Source organism: Vibrio penaeicida, assembly GCF_002933855.1.
Taxonomy (GTDB): Bacteria; Pseudomonadota; Gammaproteobacteria; order Enterobacterales; family Vibrionaceae; genus Vibrio; species Vibrio penaeicida_A.
Map to the genome: position 1 here is coordinate 145,615 of NZ_BFAQ01000013.1, position 21,725 is coordinate 167,339.

The following is a 21,725-nucleotide window of genomic DNA, read 5'->3' on the forward strand; positions in this document are numbered from 1 at the left end:
ATATGGACAAGGATGACAAAAGTGAAAGATTACCCAAAAATCGCCTTTATTGGCGCCGGATCTACGGTGTTTATGAAAAACATTGTCGGTGATATTTTACAACGTGAACGCTTACAAGGTGCTCATGTAGCATTAATGGATATCGATAAAAGTCGTCTAGATGAATCAAAAGCCGTTGCAGATAAAATGGTTTCCACTTTGAAATGTGATGCGACGATTTCAACTCATCTTATCCAAAAAGAAGCGTTAAAAGACGCCGATTTTGTGATTGTTGCTTTTCAAATAGGCGGCTACGAACCCTGCACAGTGACTGACTTTGAGATTCCCAAGAAGTTTGGGCTTGAGCAAACCATCGCAGATACATTAGGCATTGGTGGCATCATGCGTGGTTTACGTACAGTTCCGCATCTATGGTCGGTATGCGAAGACATGCTTGAAGTGTGCCCTGAAGCAATACTTCTTCAATATGTAAACCCAATGGCAATCAATACTTGGGCGATTGCGGAGAAATTCCCCCAAATCAAACAAGTAGGGCTTTGTCATTCAGTTCAACATACTTCTGAGAGTTTAGCTTCTGATCTGCAGATACCTATTGATAAAATTCGATTCCGTTGTGCAGGTATCAATCACATCGCGTTTTTCTTGAGTTTTGAAGAGCGCTTGGAAAATGGTGAATACGTTGACTTATATCCGAAATTACTTGAAGGCTATGAGTCCGGTGTTTACCCAAGACCTGAAAGCCAAGAAATGCCTCGCTGCAAAAACTTGGTTCGATATGAGATGCTTAAGCGTACTGGGTATTATGTAACTGAAAGTTCTGAGCATTTTGCAGAGTACACGCCTTGGTTTATTAAATCGGGCAGGGATGATCTTATCCATAAATTTCAAATCCCACTGGATGAATATCCAAAGCGATGTGTAGAACAAATAGAGCAATGGCAGGAGCAATCCCAAAAGTTGTTATCGGAAGAAACCATCGATCTAGATAAAAGTAACGAATACGCTTCTGCAATCATCAACGCAGTATGGACCAATGTTCCTGAAGTCATCTATGGGAATGTGCCCAACAATGGTTTAATTGATTCACTGCCTCAAGGCTGTGCAGTCGAAGTCCCTTGTTTGGTCGATGCCATGGGAATTCAGCCGACAAAAATAGGCAGTCTGCCTCCCCAGCTAAATGCAATAATTCAAAGCAGTGTGAACGTCCAGTCACTTGTTGTTGAAGCGTTGATGACGGAAAATCCAGAGCATATCTACCATGCAGCTATGATGGATCCACACACGGCAGCAGAATTGGATCTAGACCAAATATGGCAATTAGTAGACGAACTTAGAATCGCCCATAGCGATTGGCTGCCTGAATGGGCAAGAAAAGAAGAGTAAGCACAAAAAAAGGGGCTCTATACGAGCCCCTGTAATTTAACTGTTCTTCAAATTATATATTCGTCACATCTAGCTGTAATTTAGGGTCGAACTCGACCGCATCTTCATCTGAGCTTTGAACCGCAGGCATGTCTTCTTTATCAAAACCTATATCGCCTCCGTTGATCACGCCTGAATCGCGATTGATTGTTTTAAAATCAAAGAGTTCGAAATCAGCGAGATGGCTAGGGACAACATTCTGCATTGCAGTAAACATGGTTTCAATACGACCTGGGAATTGCTTATCCCACGTATTCAGCATGTGTTTAACGTTTTGACGTTGAAGGTTTGGCTGAGAACCGCACAAATTACATGGAATAATAGGGTATTCACGCATCTCAGAATACTTGATAATATCTTTCTCGCGGCAGTACGCCAACGGACGAATCACGACGTGTTCACCATTATCAGACACCAGTTTAGGCGGCATGCCTTTGATCTTTCCACCGTAGAACATGTTTAAGAACATGGTTTCAAGAATGTCGTCTCTATGGTGACCTAAAGCTATCTTTGTCGCTCCAAGCTCCTTGGCTGTGCGATACAAAATACCACGGCGAAGGCGAGAACAAAGCGAGCAAGTAGTTTTTCCCTCAGGTACTTTGTCTTTAACGATTGAGTAAGTGTCTTCTTCAACAATCTTATATTCAACACCTAAGCCTTCTAAGTAATCCGGCAGAATATGGTCGGGGAAACCCGGTTGTTTCTGATCGAGGTTAACAGCCACCAGCTCAAAGTTAACCGGTGCGCTTTTTTGCAAACTCATTAAAATGTCGAGCATCGTAAAACTGTCTTTACCACCTGACAAACACACCATAATGCGGTCACCTTCTTCAATCATATTGAAGTCTCTGATAGCATTTCCGGTGTTGCGACGAATGCGTTTTTGCAACTTATTAAAGTTGTATTGTTGAGCTTTTGTGCGCTCGTTACTTTGCTCAGTCATATCCAGTTTTTCTGTTGTTATCTCGACAATAATTTGAAGTGCGTATAATACGGATATCCAAGATAGATACCAGTATTTTAACTGCTATTCGCAGTGGCTATTAAGCAACTTTCGCAAGTTCATCTTCATACAAACAAAATAGGCAAGCCAATGCTTGCCTATTTCTATACTCAAACTGCCTTAAGGTGTTGGGTAAACTCACTGATTTGGGTCTAGTGGACTAATGTAGCCATTAGGTTTTAAAGCCAGAACATCGCAGTTAATTTTATCGATGACGTGTTCAGCTGTATTACCAATAAATACGGCAGATAAACCTGTTCTTCCCGTTGTCCCTAAGATGACAAGACCTGCATCAAGCTCGTCCACTATTTTGGGGATAACCTCTTCAGGTAAACCTTGCTCAACTCGTGTATCACTTTCATCGATACCATGCTTTTGACGTAATGCTTTCATTGCAGTCAAATGATGCCCGCGCACTGCATCGCTATAAGTTGTGGGGTCAAATTCCGGTAACTCTATGGTGATATTTGCTGGCGTAACAGGGTAGGCATTGACCAATGCAAATTTGGCGTTCAACCTGCTACTAATGTCTTGCAGTTGCTCTACCATCGTATCGTTTAAATCTTGGTGGGTAGGGTTTTCTGAAGCAACATGTATTGAAGCCATCACGTTGCCATTCACTGGCCAGTCGTGATTTTTCACAAGAAGGACAGGGCAAGGGCACTTACGCAGAATGTGCCAATCTGTCGGTGTGAAAATAACTGATTCAAGCACGTCATGCTTACGTGTTGCTTTCACTACTATTTCATGTGCTCCAGCAAACACTTCACCTATGATGGCTTCATATGGGCGATTGTGCCAAACCACTTTAATATCAAACTTCACTGAATCATTAAGATAGGGTTGGGCAACTTCTTCCATCCATGCTTCTCGCTGCTGAATAACGCCGCGTCTCATTGCGTCTCTCTCGTCCATCGACAGCATCGACGTCATTTCATAAGAGAAATCATAAATAGAAAGGAAGAACGTAATATGGCTTTCCGAGCGACTGCTTTCGCTCAGTTGAATTGCTCTGGCTAGCGCTGGTTGCTGGTCATTATTGACATCTGCAACAACGAGAATCTTATTGTAAATACTCATAACAGCTCCTTAGAAACCAAAAGGTTAGAGGCTAATCTTAAGATAACTGTAGCTTAATTGAGCAAAAAAATTTAGGAAAACTGGAATATATAAGGGAGAAATATGAAGTGGCTCAGAACTGAGCCACCTAGATGAAACTATGATCCAACTATAGGATTAATCGCTTGATACACCCGCAAGTTCTTGCATCGCATCATGATCTAAAATTGTAATATACTTGCCTTTTACACTAAGCATATCGGCTTTTTGGAAGCGACCTAACAAACGGCTAATGGTTTCAACTGTTAAGCCCAAGTAGTTACCGATATCACCACGAGTCATCGTTAAGCGAAACTCCCGAGGGCTAAATCCACGCTGAGAAAAGCGAGTAGAGAGGTTGTATAAAAACGCGGCTAACCTTTCTTCAGCATTCTTCTTAGAAAGAAGTAGGATCATCTCCTGATCGCCTTTGATTTCATTACTCATCAAACGCATGATTTGCTGGCGAAGCTTTGGCATTTTGCCAGATAAATCGTCTAATATTTCGTATGGAATTTCACACACCATTGATGTTTCAAGTGCCTGAGCAAAGCTGGGGTGGGAATTATCGTTAATGGCATCGAAACCAACCAAATCACCGGCAAGATGGAATGCAGTGATCTGCTCATCACCTTGTTCTGTAATGGTGTAACTTTTGATGGTTCCGGAGCGTATTGCATAAAGTGATTTTAGTTCATCACCGGCTTTGAATATCTCCTGACCTTTCTGAATAGGCTTCTTTCTTTCAATGATTTCATCTAATTGATCAAGCTCGGATTCATTGAGAGTGAAAGGAATGCAAAGTTGGCTAATACTACAATCTTGACAGTGAATCGCACATCCACCGGACTGAACTCTATTTGTTGCTGGCTTATTTGAAATCATAACACCCAAACGCTATTTTGATATACATCAATATTTTAACACTTCCTAATACTAAAGGGTAGTGAAAAAAAAGGCATAGAAACATAGAGATGTGACAGATTATGAAAGTAATGTGATTGCGTCATACGCGGTGTAGCTTCCATATGCCAATAAGAGAAAAGCTCCGCACTGGCGAAAAGTTTCGTTTCTCTGCCACTTTTGAAACTTAACGGCGCTTAAACCAACTAATAGCATGGCTGGTAGGGTGCCCAAGCCAAAAGCAAACATAATAATCGCACCGTCTAAAGCACTACCGGAAACCGCTGCCCAAGTTAATGTCGAGTAAACTAACCCACAAGGCAACCAACCCCATAAAAAACCAAAAGGAAGTGCATGGAGTGGCGAGCGTAACGGCAGGAGTTTTTGCCCTACTGGTGAAACAAATTTCCAAACACCCTGACCCAGTTTTTCTATTACTAATAAGCCTTGCCACCATTTTGCGATATACAGAGCGAGTAAGATCATGAACACAGCGGATACTAACCGTAAGTAGGTCAATGCAAGATTGAAGTCAGAAAATTGAGCGATAGATGAAATGGCACCGCCAATAAGCGCTCCAGTAAACGCGTAAGATGAGAGGCGCCCGAAGTTATAAAATAGCGTGATGAGCAATGTTCGAGAGGCATTGGGGTTTCCTATGGCAACAGCAGAAGCAATTCCCCCACACATTCCCATACAGTGCCCCGCACCAAGAATCCCTATGAACAATGCCCCTAACCAATCTGCCATCTAAGATTTACCCTGCGTCATTGTCGCGTGGCTTTGGTTTAGCTTTCTCATGCATTTCATCTTCATCGAACAAAATGCTATGCCCTTGACGCTCTAAATCTTCAAACTGTTCGCTTTTTACTGCCCATAAGAAAACCGCAACAGCCAGACATACAAGCAGTATTGCGATAGGGATAAGAATATAAAGACTAGCCATTTTCTTTAAGCAACCTGAGTGAGTTGGTAACAACGATGATTGAACTGGCAGACATTCCAACAACGGCGATATAAGGTGCCACGAGTCCAGCTACCGCTAAAGGCAATATCAATAAGTTATATCCTAGCGACCACGCAAGGTTTTCCCTAATAATTTTGCGTGTTTTGAGGGCAAGTAAACGTGCTTCAATCAATTTATCAAGTTTATCCCCTAACAACACCATATCAGCTGAAGACTTAGCGACATCAGCACCGCCTCCCATTGCTACTGAAAGGTGAGCACCAGCAAGGGTAGGTGCGTCGTTAATACCATCACCAATCATTAGAGAAACTTCATGATCCTTAAGTGTTGACAAGAACTCCAGCTTTTCTTGTGGGCTTGCGCTGGCTACGACAGATTCAATCCCCATTGCGTTGGCAACAGGTTGTGCATTATTCAAAGAATCGCCCGTAAGCAGGGTCGTTTTAATTCCCGCCTCTGCTAATTTAGAAATCAGCACTTGGCTTTGCTCTCGAATAGGGTCGTGGTAGTAGAAGGTAGCCACGTGAGATTCATCGATAGAGAGATACACACACGGTTGTTGCGACTCTACTTCTTGTCCCAACACAAAATTCGCACTTCCGATTTTGCAAGGTTGCCCCTTGTATAGACCAACAATGCCGAAGCCAATTTTATTTTCGACTTGATCCACTTCGATTGTCGTATCTGCAAACGCTTTAAATGCCTTAGCAATAGGGTGGTTTGCATGATTCTCTAGTGAAGCCGCAATCGCTAGACATTCCTTTTCAGAGAAATGGTTACTAATGACTACGGTGCGATCTATCTGAATATTTCCTTCTGTTAGAGTACCTGTTTTATCAACAACCAAATGATTGACTTTACACAGAGTTTCAAACACATGCCCCTTGCGAAGAAGAATCCCTAAATTTCCCATACGAGAGGTGGCACATGTGATCGCAGTAGGGGTGGCAAGTGAAAGAGCACAAGGGCAGGTTGCAACCAGCACAGCGAGCATAATCCAGAATGCGTCCTCTGGTTTTGTTTGGTGCCAATACGCCCAAGTGCAAGCAGCAACAATCAGAATGACGGCAACAAAGTATCGGGCCACAACATCCGCAACTTGCGCAATCTTAGGCTTAGACATTTGAGCTTCATCTTGCAGCCTTACTATGTTGGAGATCATCGAATTTGCTTTACTGGTATTCACTTCCAGTTCAAACGACTCTTCACCGTTCAACGTACCCGCAAAAACCATGTCTCCTTGTTTCTTCACTACTGGAATGGATTCACCGGTTAACATGGATTCATCAATATGTACGCGACCTTTTAAGATAATGCCATCTGCGGGAACGTGCTCTCCGGGTAATACTCTTACCTGATCGCCGATCGTTAACGTTTTAACTGGAACTTGGGTGCCATCCAACTTCGTTGCCATTGAGGGAATAAGTTTCAGTAAATTGGCACTGGCCGCGGCTGCTTTTCTTCTTGCTCGCATTTCCAAAAAACGCCCGAGCAGCAAGAAAAAGGTAAACATGGTGATTGATTCAAAAAAGACTTCACCTTGCTCTGTCACCGTCGCCACCAAACTTGCCACATAGGCAAAGATAAGGGCGATAGAGACTGGAACATCCATACCCAGTGTTCGCCCTTTTAAGCTGCGCCACGCATTTAAGTAAAACGGAAGTGCAGAATAAAGCAGAACGGGAGTAGCAAATATCAAGCTCACAACACGGAAGTACTGTTTAAACTCTGCATCTAAATCACCGAACACTTCCAAGTACAGTGCAACGGCCAGCATCATCACCTGCATGGTGGCTAAACCAGCGATGCCAAGCCGGTAAAGATACTGTTTCATCGCGCGGTGGTAAGACGCTTCTTGTTGGTCTGCTTCAAATGGCGCTGCTTTGTATCCTAATTGGTGTACTGTAGCCAATAAATCACTCAACTTAGCTTGAGACTTATCCCACGCTAAAATGGCACGGTTCGTGGTGGTGTTCACTCGAATAGAGAGTACACCGGATTGATTAACTAGCTGCTTTTCAATGAGCCATGCACAAGCGGCACAGGACACACCCTCAAGTGACAAGGTCACTTCTGATTGATGTTCTGACTGGCGAACAAATTCTGATTGAACTTCTTCGTTGTCATAGTGGATGAGGTTTCTTAGTTGCTCTGGAACCAGATCGGCTTTTTCGGCAGGTGCTGTTCTATATTGGTAGTAAGAAACGAGACCGCTTTCAACAATGGTTTGAGCGACAGATTCACAACCAGGGCAGCACATATTACGTTCTTGCCCCAAAATTTCGACTTTAAAATCAGTGTTGGCTGGTACGTCTTCACCGCAGTGATAACACTCTTTTGTCATTAATTTAGTTACCCAGTTGCGTCGGTGATTGTGATGGGAAAGTCACTTTGCCTTGAATTAGCCACTCTTTATTGTGCGGTTCTACTTCAACAAACCAAGGACCTTCAATCTCGCTTTCTAGATTGATTGCATACTGACCTAAGCCATTGGCAGACAAAGTTTGAGAAAAGTCTCTATCTGCGAGCGTTCGGTGTGAAAAGGTCACCACTAAAGCTGGGAAGTGCTCAAGTTCACCTTTATCAAAATCGATAACGATGCGGTTGGAGCTTGTTGAGACATTAGCCGATAAGCTGAGGTCCCGAGCCGCGTTCTGCTTTGAGATATCAATATTGATGCCTTTGCCTTTTTTATAGTAATCCTCGGCAACCAGTGAAACAGAGTTTTTCGAAAAAATACCGAGCGTGACAAAGCTTGCCACAACGACGGTAGCTGGAAGCGCGATCAGAAACCACGGCCAAAATTGTTTATACCAAGGCTGTACCATAGAAAAGTTCTCAATAACGGAATTTAGATTTAACTTATAGAAAAGACAGCCCCTTGGGTAGGGGCTGTATAGAAATGCACTATTTGCCTGAGTTACTCAAGCTCCAAACGTAAGCAGAAACAAGTTGAACCTTGTCTTCACCTAGAATGTCTTTCCATGCAGGCATCACACCTTGACGACCGTACATAACCGTCTCTGTGATGTCGGCACGCGTTTCACCGAACAGCCACACTTGGTCTGTTAGGTCTGGCGCACCAAACGCAGGGTTTCCTTTACCATCTGTACCATGACAGGCAGCACATGCAGCAAAGCGAGCTTTACCCGCTGCAGCTTCACGTGCGTTAACCTTACGGCCAGAAAGGCTTAACGTATAAGTTACCACTTCACGTACACCTTGCTCGCCAAAAGATTCGCCCCATGCAGGCATAGCACCAATTCGACCGTTCATAACTGTATTTACGATGGCAACAGGCTCACCACCATACAACCAAGCATTGTCCGTAAGGTTAGGAAAACCTTTCAAACCACGGGCATCAGAACCATGACATTGCGAACAGTTTTGCAAAAACAAACGCTGACCAACTTTAATCGCTTCTTCATTTTTAGCTATTTCAGTAATGTCACTGAGTTCACCAGCTTCATTGTAAGCAAGCTTACGGAATGCTTCGCCAAAATAAGCGTCTGCATCGTCCAGTTCTTTTGCATATTGATCCAAGCGCTTTTCTTCTTGCGCTTTTGCAATTCGCTCACGAGACTGTTGAATAGTGGTGACTGTTTGATCGGAGCTTTGCCACCCCAATAAACCTTTGAAGCTGCCCAAACCTGGAAACAACGCCAAGTAAATTGCAGCAAACACAAAGGTGCTAATAAATAAATATGTCCACCACTTTGGAAGAGGGTTATTCAGCTCACGAATACCATCGTATTCATGCCCCATGTCTACACCTTCTTCCACGCCCATCTTATCTTTAACACACCAGTAAAGAAGGGCAGCACAGCCTAGCAACGTACCTACAGTAATGATAATTACCCAGAGACTCCAAAAAGTACTCATTGTTTGGTCACTCCTTCTTTATTTTCAGAGGGCTCTTGCTCGTCAGCGAATACTAAATTAGCGGCTTCGTCGAAACGTGCTTTACGGCTTTTACCGTAAGCCCACCAGACGACGCCAAGAAAGCTAACGAACAACACTATGGTCCATATACTATGAATAGTACCGATATCCATATATCCCCCTTACTTCATTGCGTGACCAAGAGATTGAAGGTAAGCGATGATGGCATCCATCTCTGTTTTACCTTCTACTTCTTGTTTTGCATTTGCGATCTGATCATCCGTGTAAGGAACGCCAAATTGATCGCGGAAAACGGTCAATTTCTTCTGGGTCAGTTTGCCGTCTAAAACGTTTTCTTCCAACCAAGGGAAGCCAGGCATGTTGGACTCAGGGACGAGCTCTCGCGGATCAATTAAGTGAACACGATGCCACTCATCGGAATACCGACCACCTACACGAGCCAAATCTGGTCCTGTACGTTTTGAACCCCAAAGGAATGGGTGCTCCCAAACACTTTCACCGGCTACAGAGTAGTGACCGTAACGCTCCGTTTCTGCACGGAATGGACGAATCATCTGGCTATGGCATACATTACAGCCTTCGCGGATGTAGATATCACGACCTTCCATTTCCAGCGCTGTGTATGGGCGCAAGTTTTGAACTGGCTTAGTCGTCTGATCTTGGAAAATCAACGGTGTGATTTCCACTAAGGCCCCAAGGCTGATAGCGAATACGATTAAAATGGCAAGAAGACCTACGTTCTTCTCTACAATTTCATGACGGTTATTTGAATTCGAACTCATTAGTCAATCTCCTTATGCCGGTTGAGCAACAGCCTTTAAGCTGTCTTTAGGGGCAGTGATTGTCTTATAAGCGTTGTATGCCATTAAGAACATACCAGCCAAGAAGATGAAACCACCAAGGAAACGAACAAAGTAGAACGGGTAAGACTGCTCTACAGATTCAACGAAACTGTAAGTCAACGTACCGTCTGAGTTAACTGCACGCCACATCAGACCTTGCATAACACCAGAAATCCACATAGCTACGATATAGAGAACCGTACCAATTGTTGCCAACCAGAAATGCGTGTTGATCAAGCTAACAGAGTACATGCGCTCTTGACCAAACAGTTTAGGGATTAGGTGATAAACAGAACCGATAGATACCATTGCAACCCAACCTAATGCACCGGAGTGTACGTGGCCGATTGTCCAATCGGTGTAGTGAGACAACGCATTAACCGTTTTGATTGACATCATAGGTCCTTCGAATGTTGACATGCCGTAGAAAGACAACGAAACAATCAAGAATCGAAGAATTGGGTCATGGCGGAGTTTATGCCATGCACCAGAAAGTGTCATGATACCGTTGATCATGCCACCCCATGACGGAGCAAACAAAACCAAAGACATCACCATACCTAAAGACTGAGTCCAGTCAGGTAGGGCAGTGTAGTGCAAATGGTGAGGACCAGCCCAGATATAGAGGGAAACTAACGCCCAGAAGTGAACGATAGATAAACGGTATGAATAAACTGGTCTCTCAGCTTGTTTAGGAACAAAGTAATACATCATTCCCAAGAAGCCAGCAGTAAGAAGGAACCCTACCGCGTTGTGACCGTACCACCATTGAACCATGGCATCGACGGCACCGGAGTATATAGAATAAGATTTACCCATGGAAACTGGGATAACCATACTATTTACAATGTGAAGAACTGCAACGGTAATGATAAAGGCACCGAAGAACCAGTTCGCCACATAAATGTGAGAGGTCTTTCGCTTTATAAGCGTACCAAAGAAGACCACCGCATAAGCAACCCAAACTAGGGCAATTGCGATGTCGATAGGCCATTCTAGCTCTGCGTATTCTTTACCAGAGGTGTAACCCAAAGGTAAGGTAATTGCAGCGGCTAAAATAATTGCCTGCCATCCCCAAAAGGTGAAGGCGACAAGAGGACCACCAAATAAACGAGTTTGACACGTACGCTGCACAACGTAATAAGACGTTGCAAACAGTGCACTGGTACCAAACGCAAAAATAACCGCATTAGTATGCAGGGGACGTAAGCGACTGTACGTCAACCACGGCGTATCAAAGTTTAGCTGTGGCCAGACTAATTGAGCGGCAATCAAAACACCAACAGCCATTCCGACAATTCCCCAAAGTATGGTAACTAAGGTAAACTGACGCACGACTGTATAGTTGTAGTTTTGTTCTAGCTGCTTTTCTTGGCTCATTTGCATGCTTCCAAATTTTTTTAATTAACTACACTTTTACTTCCAACACGACATATGTCGTAATGCCACCAAATCGGTCGAGGAATTGTCGTTTTTTCATACTGTTAATTCCTTTTAACGATTTTAATAAAAAGCGGCATTTTCAATGTGCCACTATACTGGAACTAACAATTCAATGACAGGAAATTAACCTCACTTACACTCCGGTCATTCAACTAATTGTTAAAAATTTGAAGTTTGTTACATAGAGGAAACTTTCAATGCCTGCGCAAAAATTAACGCCAGCCCGAATCACTCAAATTTTCGTCATGTTATTGATTTTAATAGCAGCATTTACCTGGCGTACACTTGATCAAGATCAAGGTAACATTGTTAAATGTATGGTTAAGACCTGTCACTTTTCATTAAACGATCAGGCGTTCGAAATACACTTTACCGAACACAACAACTATATTGTAGGCGACTCTGAGCAGTTTCGCGTCTCCATTAATAACACTATTATTAATCCGGATATAAATACAAAAAATTGGTTATTTAACGAACACATTAAATACGATCACATTTTAATTACAAATAAACAGAATGGAGATTATGTGAAGGTCATTCACAAAGAAAAATAGGGGGCACACTTTATTGAGCAAATAGTAATAAATAGATGCGGTGAGTGATTTATTAATGTATAAAACAACTTAAAACTAGTCACTTGTTTCATACTCCAAAAAATGAAGTTGATTACCGCTTTTTCCCACCAAGAAGACGTATCAGAAGCGATTCAAGATTTGAACTCACAAATCCCGTCAGAACTCACCCCATCTCTGGCGCTTTGTTATTTCACTGAAGAGTATTCAGCCGAAACATTGCGAGTCGCCTTATCGGCACGATTCCCAAACACACCTATTCAAGGTTGCACATCTTGTAAAGGGATACTGACTGAAGAAGGGTTCCATCGAGGTCCTGTTGTCGGTCTAATGCTGATTGAAGACAGTGCTTCTATCTCGGCTTACGGTACGGCTATAGCCGATATTACCGTTGAAAACGCGGTAAGTATTACACAAGCCGCACTTAGAAAGGCCATTGTAAGCAGCGGTAGAGTAGGTGAACTGCCTAATTTAATCATCCTTCACGCTACACCAGGTTTTGAAGAATCGGTTATAGACGCAATCTATCAAGAGTTTGGCACATTGGTTCCCCTAATTGGAGGAAGCGCAGCAGACAATGAACTCAAAGGTAATTGGCAAATATTCACGTCTCAAGGCACCTCTATTGAAGGCGTATCTATTTCAGTCCTTTATCCCTCATCGCCTTGTGAGACTGGGTTTCATACCGGTTATTCCACAACAGGTATCAGCGGCGAGGTGACGAAAATAGAGCACCGCTCTATCCTTGAAATCGACAATCAACCAGCATTGAGTGTTTACCAAAGTTGGTGCTCTACACTTGGCAGCCATATTGTTGATGAAACCAGCCTATTTGCCACAACAAACCTCTACCCATTAGGTAGAATTGTTGGAAGTGTTGACTACCAACCTATCTACAAACTCTCGCACCCTGTTAAGCGATCCACCAATGGCGAAGGTATCGAACTGTTTACAGAAATAGCAAAAGGCGAGCGTATTCACTTAATGACAGGCTCCAAAGAGCGCTTAATAAACAGACCCGGGCGTGTCATCCAACTTACTGGCGACACATGCATTGACATGGGTGAACCACTAGGCGCAATTAACATATTCTGTGCCGGTTCTATGTTGCACATAGAAAGCGCAATGGACACCGTTTGCGAGCAAGTACACTTAGCTTTAAATAAACAACCATTCATATGCCCATTCACTTATGGTGAACAAGGTCGATTCGAAAACGACATTAATGCTCACGGAAATTTAATGATTTCTTCGGTTGTATTCCATGAGAACAAGAGAGCCTAATGAACGCATTTGATAAAGAGCAACTGCAGGAAGCTCTTTTTGAACTTCAAAAAAGTAAAGAAAAAGAACAAAAGTTGCTTGATGAGAACAGAGCAATCCTCGCATCACTCTCATCCATGACAGGTGCAAGCAATAAACACCAAATCTTCAACGGATTGTTAAGCGTACTTAGAAAGTACATCAAATTTGAAGACGCCATCGTACTCTCTAGAAACTTGGGTGAATCCAACTTCCAAACCTTGTTAAGTACCAACAAGGTTTTTAAAGATAAGATTTGGACCAACGACGACAAATTTAACCGCGCTATCTTTGGTGAGAGCATCATTGTCTACCAACCAGAATCACTCCAGCAATTTGGGCAATTCAATTCGATACTAAAAGATCAAATTCAATCAGTGTTGCTCACAGGCGTAGAGTCTGAAGCTAGCCAATCGGTCATATTGTTCATTAGCAAACAAAAAGGGCAGTTTTGTATAAATTGCAAAGCGATTCTCACACGCTTGTTGCCATTAATAGAACGAGCCGTCATAGACATTGACTACAAAGAAAAGCTACAAACCCTTGTTGCAACACGAACCAGCGAACTAAAACAAAACCGAGAACGCTTTCGAGATTTTGCTAGCAGTGTAGGGGATTGTTTATGGGAAACCGACGTCAATTACCAACTCACTTATGTCTCAAAGATCAGTGCCATCAAAACAGATTTCCACAACAAGAAGATCCACGAACTTGTTCAAGGTAATGCCGCTCTCAATCATTTAATCTCGGCAATGGATACACGATCACCTGTTCGAGATCTCGAATGGTGCTACGACCTTGAAAAAGGGATTTGGCTAAGTATAAGTGGCGCGCCTTTATTCGATCTTGAAGGCGAATTTTTTGGCTACCGAGGCACGATAAAAGACATATCGCAAAGCAAGCAGCGATACTTAGAATTAAAACGTGCTCGCATGGAATCCGAAAAAGCGAACATCGCTAAGTCTCAGTTTCTGGCGATGATGAGCCATGAAATAAGAACGCCTCTAAATGCCATTTTAGGTCTTATCGATGTCCAACTTGCCAAATGCTCCGATAAAGACAATACCGATGTGCTAAAGATGATGGAATCATCAGCAGAATTGTTACTTGCCATTATCAGTGACGTATTGGATCTATCCAAAATAGAGTCGGGGAGTTTCGACTTAGATACTAAGAACGTTAAAATACGTGACATTGTCACTGTAAATCTTCAACATTACCAAGAACTTGCAAATCAAAAGTCTCTCTCACTAAAAATAATCTTAGGTGATGACTTACCAGAAGAAATTCATACGGACGCAACCAGGCTATCCCAAATCATGTTCAACTTAGTTGGGAATGCCGTGAAGTTCACCAATTCTGGCACAGTAAATGTAGAAGTTACAACCAAGGATAGTCGAGCGCTGGTCATAAAAGTCTCTGATACTGGAATTGGAATGGACGATACTACTATCGAAAAACTGTTCAAACCATTCGTTCAAGCCGACAGTTCCATCACTCGAAAATTTGGTGGCACAGGGCTGGGCTTAGCCATTTCAAAACAGTTAGCTTTGCTTTTGGGGGGCGATATAAAAGTTACGAGCACGCCCAACAAAGGGAGTACATTTACCGTCACTTTGCCAATCGATAGTATAAGAACCAATGAAAGTATTGATAGCAAAGCCAGTCATAATGAAAAGCGACAAAAAAATTTGGAAGTGTTGATCGCCGAAGACAGTCCAGCAAACCAAATGGTCATTAAATTGATGCTGTCGAACCTAGGGCATAAAGTGCACATCGTACCGAACGGTGTAAAAGCCATAGAGTTTGTTGAAGGGAATCAAGAAAAGCTCGACGTTATATTCATGGACATCTCCATGCCAGAAATGGACGGGCTAGCGGCAACCAAAATATTGCGAGCAAAGGGTGTAACACTGCCAATCATTGCACTCACTGCTCACGCAATGACGACAGACAAAGACAAATGTCTAGAAGCTGGCATGGATAAATTTGTCGCAAAACCCGTCCGAGCTAAAGACATACAAGAAATTTTAAAAGCGTACTCGTAAAGTCATTAGGTGGATTTAACTCTAGATACTATATGCTTGTATTTGTCAGGCTAAATACTCTTAGGAGATACTAATGAAAGCGTTACATATCAGTTATATGGCACTAGCCTTAACAAGTAGCCATCAAGCATTCGCAAATACAGATCTTGTTCGTGCTGAAATCCCTAACTGTAACTACACAAAACTTGTTGTTAATGCACCTTCAAAAATTAAACTGATCGCGCAAGGACAACCGTCGGGCAGCGTCCAGGGTACAAGCAAAGAGCTGGGATACCTCAAATACAAATGCTCGGATGGTATCTTAGAAATAGACACAAAAAGAAATGTCTCCATCAGAAAAGGCTATAGCTTTAACTTAGCCAATGGATCCATCAGTAAAGTGATCCTAAACGGAAACCAGCAAGCAAATATTAGTGAGTTAGTAACGAAAGAATTCAGCCTTGCAAGTTATGGCTCCGCCAAATCCGTCATTTCTGGAAAAGTTGAATATTTTAATGTCACGGCAGATGGTGAAGCTAATGTGGATTCGTCGACTTTAGAATCCCAAAAAGGAAAGGTATGGCTCAATGGTTCAGGGTCGGTGAAAATTAACTCATCCGAAGAATTAAGTGCTGAAGTAAATGGTTCAGGGCGCATCGAGTACATAGGCACACCAAAGCAACTAGATGTGTCTTTTAATGGAACAGGATCCATTTCGACAATTAACTAAGTTGCGAAATACCAACTTAACGTAACGCTAATAATCATGCCTTAATCTTTGATTAAAGTAATGATTATTAGCTATTTTATGGTAAATAGGATTATGGTTAAATAGCTCGAGTTTTGGTGGGCTAGGACAAAGCAAGAAGCACAGTACTTACGTAGACTCACACACCATTTAACATAATATACATAATACGCACCGAAACTGTAAACCCAAAGCGATAATGTCCTAATATTTCCAAGTGAATCTGTCCTATGTTTGCTTGGAGGTATTTGGATGTTTATCACCATGAACAGACTCGAACTAGATCGCTTAGCCATTGTCCGTGACGCCAGCGAAAAACGATTAAGACGCAAAGATGCAGCCGACATGCTTTCTCTTAGTTATCGTCAGCTTCAACGCTTAATCACTGCTTATCGGCGACATGGGCCGTCAGCATTAGCACACGGTAATCGTGGCAAACCTTCTTCAAACCGTATTGATGAAAACGTACGCGTTAGAGCTTTATCCATTATACGCCGCTTATACCACGACTTTGGTCCTAGCTTGGCACATGAAAAGTTATTAGGAAACCATAAGTTGTGTGTATCTTTAGAGACACTTAGGCAATGGATGATTGCTGATGGTCTTTGGGTGCCACACACTCAGTGACAATCTAGAATTTATCAACCCCGTCAGCGCCGGGATTGTCTTGGCGAACTAATCCAAATTGATGGTTCACATCATGATTGGTTTGAAGGTCTCAGTCCCAAGAATACTCAGACGTTGAAAGCGTGCTCATTCTAAATAAGAACATGATCATATCTATGAAAAAGAATTAAGATGTTAATGAGATGCCCTCTGTTGTATACCCTATATCCCCTGCACTCTTAAGTTAAGCTAAAAGTAGTTACCCTTAGCGCTAACTGGTCATCAGTAAGGTCTCTGATAATTTTGTCTATTAAAACCCTTCTCAATAAGCTCAAATTCGTTTGAACCTTATCTCATTCCAAATTAATGATTCTTTCTCTCTATATAAAGGCATTTCATAATCGTGAGTCAAAACAACTATTCAGGCTAGGTTTATGACAATACTCCAACTAACTCTTCTGGTTTTTTTATTTATTATCGTTTTATCTTTTAAGCTCGCCGCTGGTAAAAACCGAAAAGGCGCTTCTAAATCAACAAATAAGTATCAGTATCAACCTAGAAAGTACCTTACAACAAAAGCAGAACTCTCCTTCTTTCATGCACTTGATAATGCTATTGGTAGCAAATACCGTGTGTTTAGCAAAGTTCGTATCGCTGATGTCATTTCTCCAAAGAAAGGCTTATATAACAAGAAGGAATGGCGCATTGCTTTTAACCAGATCAGTGCGAAACATTTCGACTACGTATTGTGTTGCCCAAAGACGCTGGAGATTCTATTTACAGTTGAACTAGACGACGCCTCACATCAAAAAGTGTCTCGCATTAAACGTGACGAACTGGTTGAACATGCTTGCGAAAGTGCTGGTATCAAACTTATACGGGTTCCTGTTCAATCAAGTTACAAGCTACAAGAGATTGCAGAGCTTTTTGATGTGCCCTTTACTCCCCCTGTCGCTGCTAGCGCTTTACCGGTATAAAACAAAAAAGGTCTAGAAACCGTCTAGACCTTACTTTTGAGTGTTGGGTTGCTACCTAAGCTTAACCTTAATCACTAAACACCCTATCTGTTCTATTTAACCATCTAACTGTTCCCAGCCCTTTCGCTTGTAATAATACCATCAAACTTTTTGGAGTATTGGCATGAAAAGTATAGCGTTAACATTAATAACAAGCTTCGTTTCAATGTGGGTAGCTGCGGACACAAAAATTCTGCACTCCGGAGGCTCTTTGATTCGAAGTGGTGACAAAATTTACTCTGTCGGGACCATCACTGTTCATTATGTCGAGCAGCACAAATTTGATCGCATTAAAGCGAAACGTGGCGATTCATATTCTGGTTTCATCTCCGCATTAGATAGCTGGGAAGAAATGCAGTCCAATAGCTATTGGGAGGCCGCGGGGAATTTTAATACCGTAATGGGCGTTTTGCCGGACAAAATGAATACCATTGACATTCGAATTGCGAAAAACGAAAACAACCCCATTTTTGATTTGCATATTAATGATACAAAAGTGGTCTCAAAAATTGATTCCAGAATTAAAAATGTACGTATTTCGTCTACTGGATTTCAGTCGAATCTTAATTATGTTTATGTCAATTTCGTGCCTCATTCTTCTACAAGTAATAATAAAATTAACATTGATAGTATTACCATTAAACCAAATATAAGAGATTGATGTAATTGACTTATATGGTGGTTTCAAATTAGTTTAAAATTGGTGCTATATTCTGGTTAAGAGAATATTAATCGGTAAAACAATTCACAATGTTTTGTTAGGTTACGGGCAATTTTTATTTGGCTACCTCTCCCCTTGATGCATAAGGGTTAAGACTGTTTTACCTTGCTGACTTAAGAGTAAATAATTTAAGCACAAGGGTGTCTTTGAGGAGCATTTTTATTCGCCTGTTATCAATGGAACCGATTCAGATATGGATGCTTCAATTCATCACCAAAAACTCTCTGCCAAAAGTGGTCATGTGGCTCTGCCATGGTTACAACAGTTCGAACTGATTACTCGTCAGTTTCCAAACCATCAAGCTATTTTAAACCCTTCCGGCGACTCTTTTAGTTATCAAGAGTTGGACAGTAAAGCTAATCAACTTGCAAACTACTTACGCGATGCGCTTGGTCGATTGCCTGCTGGTCACACGGGTCAAATTGTCGCTGTGTGCTTTTCTCGGGTGAATGTCGAAGTCGCAACTGCGTTTTTGGCGGTTCTAAAATTGGGGGCTGCCATTCATTTCGTTGAACCGAAGCTTGGTGTCGAAGTGAATAACAAACGTTTGAGAAAAATTGCGCCTGATCTCGTCCTTCTTGACGAAGATAATGCTCATCTATCTCATGATATTGAAGAGTTTGAAACGCTGGTACTGAGCGTGCATCAACACCAAATCGATAATACCGCTAAAACAAGTATTGTGACAGTAGGATCACGTAACAGTGCTTGTGTATTCTGCAGTTCAGGGACAACGGGTGAGCCAAAAGTGATAGCAATGCCAATGCTTCCACTTTCTAACCTAACGCGCTCTGCAAGCGAAGAGCTCCACCTATGCCCTGAAAGCCGTCTAATACAACTTGCTCGACGTAATTTTGATGCGGTGGTACACGAGCTGGCGATTTCCTTAGGAAATGGAGCATGCTTAGTATTGGTAGACGAACAAACGATGTTTTGCCATCAAGGGTTTGTTGAGTTCATAGAGGAACAGCGAGTGTCACACATGACCATTACGCCTTCGCATATCAGCCATTTACTGCAAACACACGAAGGCAATCCTTCACGCATTTTTGAGCCTTTGAACACTGTTATGCTGGTTGGAGAAGCTTTTAGTGATGACCTCCCTCCCCGGCTTGCAAAGGCTGGCGTATCTCGTGTAGTAAATGGATATGGTCCATCTGAAGCCGGTATTTGGGTAATGAGCTCCGTGCTATTTGATTCAGGAGTATCAACAGAAATAATGCCTACAACACTAGGCAAGCCCGTTCGTGGCGTTGATGTTCGTGTTATGAGGCAGTGTGATTTAACACATACCTGGCAATTATGTGAAGCGGGCGAAAAAGGTGAACTACTGGTCAGTAACCGCCTTCAAAACGTTTATAAAGATCAGAAAAACAATCAGAGCCGATACCTGTATATCCCAGACCCTATCACCGATAACATCGAGTGCTTTTACCGAACGGGTGACATTGTCGAAATTTCAAACGAAAACGAACTGATCTTTGTGGGTCGTCAGGATAATCAAATCAAGCTCGCTGGACAGCTTGTTGTAACAGACGAAGTGGCTAACCAATTAAAAGAAGCATGCGTCGTTCTCTTTAAAGCTCGCAACATCGATATATACATAGATGTAGAGAGGAATTCTCAAGGCACTCCGATTTCTTTAACGGCGTACCATACTGCAGAAACACCGCAAGATGCCGACAACATCGCTTGCGAAATCAGCCGATATTTAACTAACCAGCTCCCCTCTTATATGCTTCCAAAACGTTATGCTTGGCTGGAACGTTTCCCAATCAAAGTAGGAGGAAAATTAGATACGGTTTCAATCCAATCAAATGCTCAGGATTCTAAACGCATTCAGGCTCCGCAAACATTACCTCAAACGGTGACTCAATTAGGTATCGCTAGTATTTGGCAGCATATCCTTTCGATGAGCGACTCCATTTATCTTGAGCATAGCTTTACGGATTTAAGCGGGACATCACTACAATTATTGTCGATGTTGTCAGAAGTGAATAGAGAGTTTGGTATCCAAATAAAATCAGACTCATTAATGCACAACGACACGCTCTTAAACCTATCCGTAGCCGTTGAAAGTGCCATAAGCTGCCCTCAATCAGAAACTTTACTGCCTCCTTCTGAAATCAATTCTTTGATTGAGATGAAATCGTCGGACCACAATAAACATTTGTTCTTGGTGCACCCTGGAGATGGTCATGTTCAGGTGTATCAAAAAATGATGCCTTTACTACCAGATACTCTGAATGTTTATGGGTTACGCGCACCTGGTGCCGAGGCTGGCGAAGAAATCGTCCAGTTTTCCGTACTCGAATACGCACAGCGTTACGCCAACCTCATTATGAAGCAGCAACCTCACGGAGACGTCTTCATTATGGGATATTGTGCTGGAGCCCCCATTTCCATAGAAATTGCCCGCCTCATAGAACAATCCAATAGGAAGGTTGCAATGCTTGCACTTGTAGACCTGCCTAATGGATATCACTTACAAGAAAATTCGGATATTGCGCAAGGGCTCGCGACCTTTTTTAAGCAAATGTACGGTTTGGATGTTTCTGCAAAGCAACTAAGAGAGCACGCAGACTCAGAAGCGCAATTCGAGCACTTATTTAAGCTTGCCCTGCAGCAAGGAAAGGTCGCTCACAACGAAAAAGATCAACTTCGTAATGCGCTCAATGGCGTTATGTATGAACCAGAGCAAGAAGACTCCGTCGAAACACTGCACCTTTTCTTCAAATACGCCTTTAAATTAGATATACCTGCCCAAAAACTGCGTAACCTTAGTAACGAAATAGATAGGCTCAACTACATCGTGAATAAAGGGCAAACAAAAGGCGTTTTTCCTGCTGCTCTAACCAGCGATTATTTCTCTCGATTATTGGCAATGGAAAACACAACAAAAGAGGCAGTCCATGGATACGTGCCAGCTCCTTTAAGTATTAAAGGCAAAATTCTTTACTTACATGCGCAGCCAAGCATTGAGAACCCTATGGCCTGGTACCCTAACCCCCAAACTTGGGTTCCCTACCTAAACAAGATGGAAGTACAACAGCTGAAGGGCGACCACTACTCGATTGTCAGAGAAGATCAGGATATGAAAGATCTTATTCGATGTTTAGCGCCCCACATCACTGTTTCCTAAAAAAGTC

Annotated in this window: 20 protein-coding genes; 9 read left to right on the plus strand and 11 right to left on the minus strand. The window is 42.4% G+C overall.

The features are described from left to right. The first annotated feature begins 12 nt into the window (after positions 1–12). The gene (locus VPNCDNU1_RS07360) at positions 13–1,383 is read left to right on the plus strand and encodes an alpha-glucosidase/alpha-galactosidase (RefSeq protein ID WP_104399775.1); all 1,371 of its coding nucleotides are present in this window, start codon (positions 13–15) and stop codon (positions 1,381–1,383) included. Positions 1,384–1,435: 52 nt separating this feature from the next. Here the strand turns inward: VPNCDNU1_RS07360 and ttcA are convergent, their stop codons facing one another. The 11 genes from ttcA to ccoN form a co-directional block, all read right to left on the minus strand. Further along, entirely contained in the window at positions 1,436–2,365 is a 930-nt protein-coding gene (gene ttcA / locus VPNCDNU1_RS07365; RefSeq protein WP_104399776.1) for a tRNA 2-thiocytidine(32) synthetase TtcA, read from the minus strand. Positions 2,366–2,563: 198 nt separating this feature from the next. After that, a complete protein-coding gene (gene uspE, locus VPNCDNU1_RS07370; RefSeq protein ID WP_101113846.1) occupies positions 2,564–3,505 on the minus strand; it encodes a universal stress protein UspE in 942 nt (313 codons plus the stop codon). 156 nt (positions 3,506–3,661) lie between these two features. Then, positions 3,662–4,408 carry an FNR family transcription factor gene (locus VPNCDNU1_RS07375; RefSeq protein WP_101113907.1) on the minus strand — a complete coding sequence of 249 codons (747 nt, stop codon included), beginning with the start codon at positions 4,406–4,408 and terminating at the stop codon, positions 3,662–3,664. A 99-nt stretch (positions 4,409–4,507) separates the two neighbouring features. After that, positions 4,508–5,176: a sulfite exporter TauE/SafE family protein gene (locus tag VPNCDNU1_RS07380; RefSeq protein WP_104399777.1), complete on the minus strand. Its 669-nt coding sequence runs from the start codon at positions 5,174–5,176 to the stop codon at positions 4,508–4,510. A gap of 7 nt (positions 5,177–5,183) precedes the next feature. Continuing rightward, positions 5,184–5,372: a cbb3-type cytochrome oxidase assembly protein CcoS gene (ccoS, locus tag VPNCDNU1_RS07385; RefSeq protein ID WP_104399778.1), complete on the minus strand. Its 189-nt coding sequence runs from the start codon at positions 5,370–5,372 to the stop codon at positions 5,184–5,186. Further along, on the minus strand, positions 5,365–7,737 hold the full coding sequence (locus VPNCDNU1_RS07390) for a heavy metal translocating P-type ATPase (RefSeq protein ID WP_104399779.1): 2,373 nt from the start codon (positions 7,735–7,737) through the stop codon (positions 5,365–5,367). The genes ccoS and VPNCDNU1_RS07390 overlap by 8 nt, the downstream gene beginning before the upstream one ends. Before the next feature lie 4 nt (positions 7,738–7,741). Continuing rightward, positions 7,742–8,221 (minus strand): FixH family protein, encoded by a 480-nt coding sequence (locus VPNCDNU1_RS07395; protein ID WP_104399780.1) that lies wholly within the window; start codon positions 8,219–8,221, stop codon positions 7,742–7,744. Between the two features lie 79 nt (positions 8,222–8,300). Further along, the gene (gene ccoP, locus VPNCDNU1_RS07400) at positions 8,301–9,275 is read right to left on the minus strand and encodes a cytochrome-c oxidase, cbb3-type subunit III (protein WP_104399781.1); all 975 of its coding nucleotides are present in this window, start codon (positions 9,273–9,275) and stop codon (positions 8,301–8,303) included. Next, on the minus strand, positions 9,272–9,448 hold the full coding sequence (locus VPNCDNU1_RS07405; RefSeq protein WP_104399782.1) for a cbb3-type cytochrome oxidase subunit 3: 177 nt from the start codon (positions 9,446–9,448) through the stop codon (positions 9,272–9,274). Before VPNCDNU1_RS07405 ends, ccoP begins: the two co-directional genes overlap by 4 nt. A gap of 9 nt (positions 9,449–9,457) precedes the next feature. Beyond that, positions 9,458–10,078, minus strand: coding sequence for a cytochrome-c oxidase, cbb3-type subunit II (gene ccoO / locus VPNCDNU1_RS07410; protein ID WP_104399783.1), 621 nt, complete (start codon positions 10,076–10,078; stop codon positions 9,458–9,460). A 12-nt stretch (positions 10,079–10,090) separates the two neighbouring features. Further along, complete coding sequence (gene ccoN, locus VPNCDNU1_RS07415) at positions 10,091–11,518, minus strand: cytochrome-c oxidase, cbb3-type subunit I (protein WP_167404747.1); 1,428 nt, start codon at positions 11,516–11,518, stop codon at positions 10,091–10,093. Between the two features lie 260 nt (positions 11,519–11,778). Between ccoN and VPNCDNU1_RS07420 the strand changes: the two genes are divergently transcribed. From VPNCDNU1_RS07420 to VPNCDNU1_RS07455, 8 genes are all read left to right on the plus strand, one after another. Further along, the gene (locus VPNCDNU1_RS07420; RefSeq protein WP_104399784.1) at positions 11,779–12,138 is read left to right on the plus strand and encodes a hypothetical protein; all 360 of its coding nucleotides are present in this window, start codon (positions 11,779–11,781) and stop codon (positions 12,136–12,138) included. Positions 12,139–12,240: 102 nt separating this feature from the next. Further along, positions 12,241–13,440: an FIST signal transduction protein gene (locus VPNCDNU1_RS07425; RefSeq protein ID WP_104399785.1), complete on the plus strand. Its 1,200-nt coding sequence runs from the start codon at positions 12,241–12,243 to the stop codon at positions 13,438–13,440. Then, entirely contained in the window at positions 13,440–15,506 is a 2,067-nt protein-coding gene (locus VPNCDNU1_RS07430; protein ID WP_104399786.1) for a PAS domain-containing hybrid sensor histidine kinase/response regulator, read from the plus strand. The genes VPNCDNU1_RS07425 and VPNCDNU1_RS07430 overlap by 1 nt, the downstream gene beginning before the upstream one ends. A gap of 73 nt (positions 15,507–15,579) precedes the next feature. After that, positions 15,580–16,215 (plus strand): GIN domain-containing protein, encoded by a 636-nt coding sequence (locus VPNCDNU1_RS07435; protein WP_104399787.1) that lies wholly within the window; start codon positions 15,580–15,582, stop codon positions 16,213–16,215. A 282-nt stretch (positions 16,216–16,497) separates the two neighbouring features. Further along, on the plus strand, positions 16,498–16,860 hold the full coding sequence (locus tag VPNCDNU1_RS07440; RefSeq protein WP_167404748.1) for a helix-turn-helix domain-containing protein: 363 nt from the start codon (positions 16,498–16,500) through the stop codon (positions 16,858–16,860). Positions 16,861–17,273: 413 nt separating this feature from the next. Further along, the gene (locus tag VPNCDNU1_RS07445; protein ID WP_104399789.1) at positions 17,274–17,816 is read left to right on the plus strand and encodes a DUF2726 domain-containing protein; all 543 of its coding nucleotides are present in this window, start codon (positions 17,274–17,276) and stop codon (positions 17,814–17,816) included. A gap of 163 nt (positions 17,817–17,979) precedes the next feature. Continuing rightward, entirely contained in the window at positions 17,980–18,516 is a 537-nt protein-coding gene (locus tag VPNCDNU1_RS07450) for a hypothetical protein (RefSeq protein ID WP_104399790.1), read from the plus strand. A 253-nt stretch (positions 18,517–18,769) separates the two neighbouring features. Then, a complete protein-coding gene (locus VPNCDNU1_RS07455) occupies positions 18,770–21,718 on the plus strand; it encodes an AMP-binding protein (RefSeq protein WP_104399791.1) in 2,949 nt (982 codons plus the stop codon). Positions 21,719–21,725: the final 7 nt, after the last annotated feature.

Coding starts and splice junctions, on each gene's coding strand:
- VPNCDNU1_RS07360 (WP_104399775.1), top strand. CDS start 13: ATGACAAAAGTGAAAGATTACCCAAAAATCGCCTTTATTGGCGCCGGA.
- ttcA (WP_104399776.1), bottom strand. CDS start 2,365: ATGACTGAGCAAAGTAACGAGCGCACAAAAGCTCAACAATACAACTTT.
- uspE (WP_101113846.1), bottom strand. CDS start 3,505: ATGAGTATTTACAATAAGATTCTCGTTGTTGCAGATGTCAATAATGAC.
- VPNCDNU1_RS07375 (WP_101113907.1), bottom strand. CDS start 4,408: ATGATTTCAAATAAGCCAGCAACAAATAGAGTTCAGTCCGGTGGATGT.
- VPNCDNU1_RS07380 (WP_104399777.1), bottom strand. CDS start 5,176: ATGGCAGATTGGTTAGGGGCATTGTTCATAGGGATTCTTGGTGCGGGG.
- ccoS (WP_104399778.1), bottom strand. CDS start 5,372: ATGGCTAGTCTTTATATTCTTATCCCTATCGCAATACTGCTTGTATGT.
- VPNCDNU1_RS07390 (WP_104399779.1), bottom strand. CDS start 7,737: ATGACAAAAGAGTGTTATCACTGCGGTGAAGACGTACCAGCCAACACT.
- VPNCDNU1_RS07395 (WP_104399780.1), bottom strand. CDS start 8,221: ATGGTACAGCCTTGGTATAAACAATTTTGGCCGTGGTTTCTGATCGCG.
- ccoP (WP_104399781.1), bottom strand. CDS start 9,275: ATGAGTACTTTTTGGAGTCTCTGGGTAATTATCATTACTGTAGGTACG.
- VPNCDNU1_RS07405 (WP_104399782.1), bottom strand. CDS start 9,448: ATGGATATCGGTACTATTCATAGTATATGGACCATAGTGTTGTTCGTT.
- ccoO (WP_104399783.1), bottom strand. CDS start 10,078: ATGAGTTCGAATTCAAATAACCGTCATGAAATTGTAGAGAAGAACGTA.
- ccoN (WP_167404747.1), bottom strand. CDS start 11,518: ATGAGCCAAGAAAAGCAGCTAGAACAAAACTACAACTATACAGTCGTG.
- VPNCDNU1_RS07420 (WP_104399784.1), top strand. CDS start 11,779: ATGCCTGCGCAAAAATTAACGCCAGCCCGAATCACTCAAATTTTCGTC.
- VPNCDNU1_RS07425 (WP_104399785.1), top strand. CDS start 12,241: ATGAAGTTGATTACCGCTTTTTCCCACCAAGAAGACGTATCAGAAGCG.
- VPNCDNU1_RS07430 (WP_104399786.1), top strand. CDS start 13,440: ATGAACGCATTTGATAAAGAGCAACTGCAGGAAGCTCTTTTTGAACTT.
- VPNCDNU1_RS07435 (WP_104399787.1), top strand. CDS start 15,580: ATGAAAGCGTTACATATCAGTTATATGGCACTAGCCTTAACAAGTAGC.
- VPNCDNU1_RS07440 (WP_167404748.1), top strand. CDS start 16,498: ATGAACAGACTCGAACTAGATCGCTTAGCCATTGTCCGTGACGCCAGC.
- VPNCDNU1_RS07445 (WP_104399789.1), top strand. CDS start 17,274: ATGACAATACTCCAACTAACTCTTCTGGTTTTTTTATTTATTATCGTT.
- VPNCDNU1_RS07450 (WP_104399790.1), top strand. CDS start 17,980: ATGAAAAGTATAGCGTTAACATTAATAACAAGCTTCGTTTCAATGTGG.
- VPNCDNU1_RS07455 (WP_104399791.1), top strand. CDS start 18,770: ATGGATGCTTCAATTCATCACCAAAAACTCTCTGCCAAAAGTGGTCAT.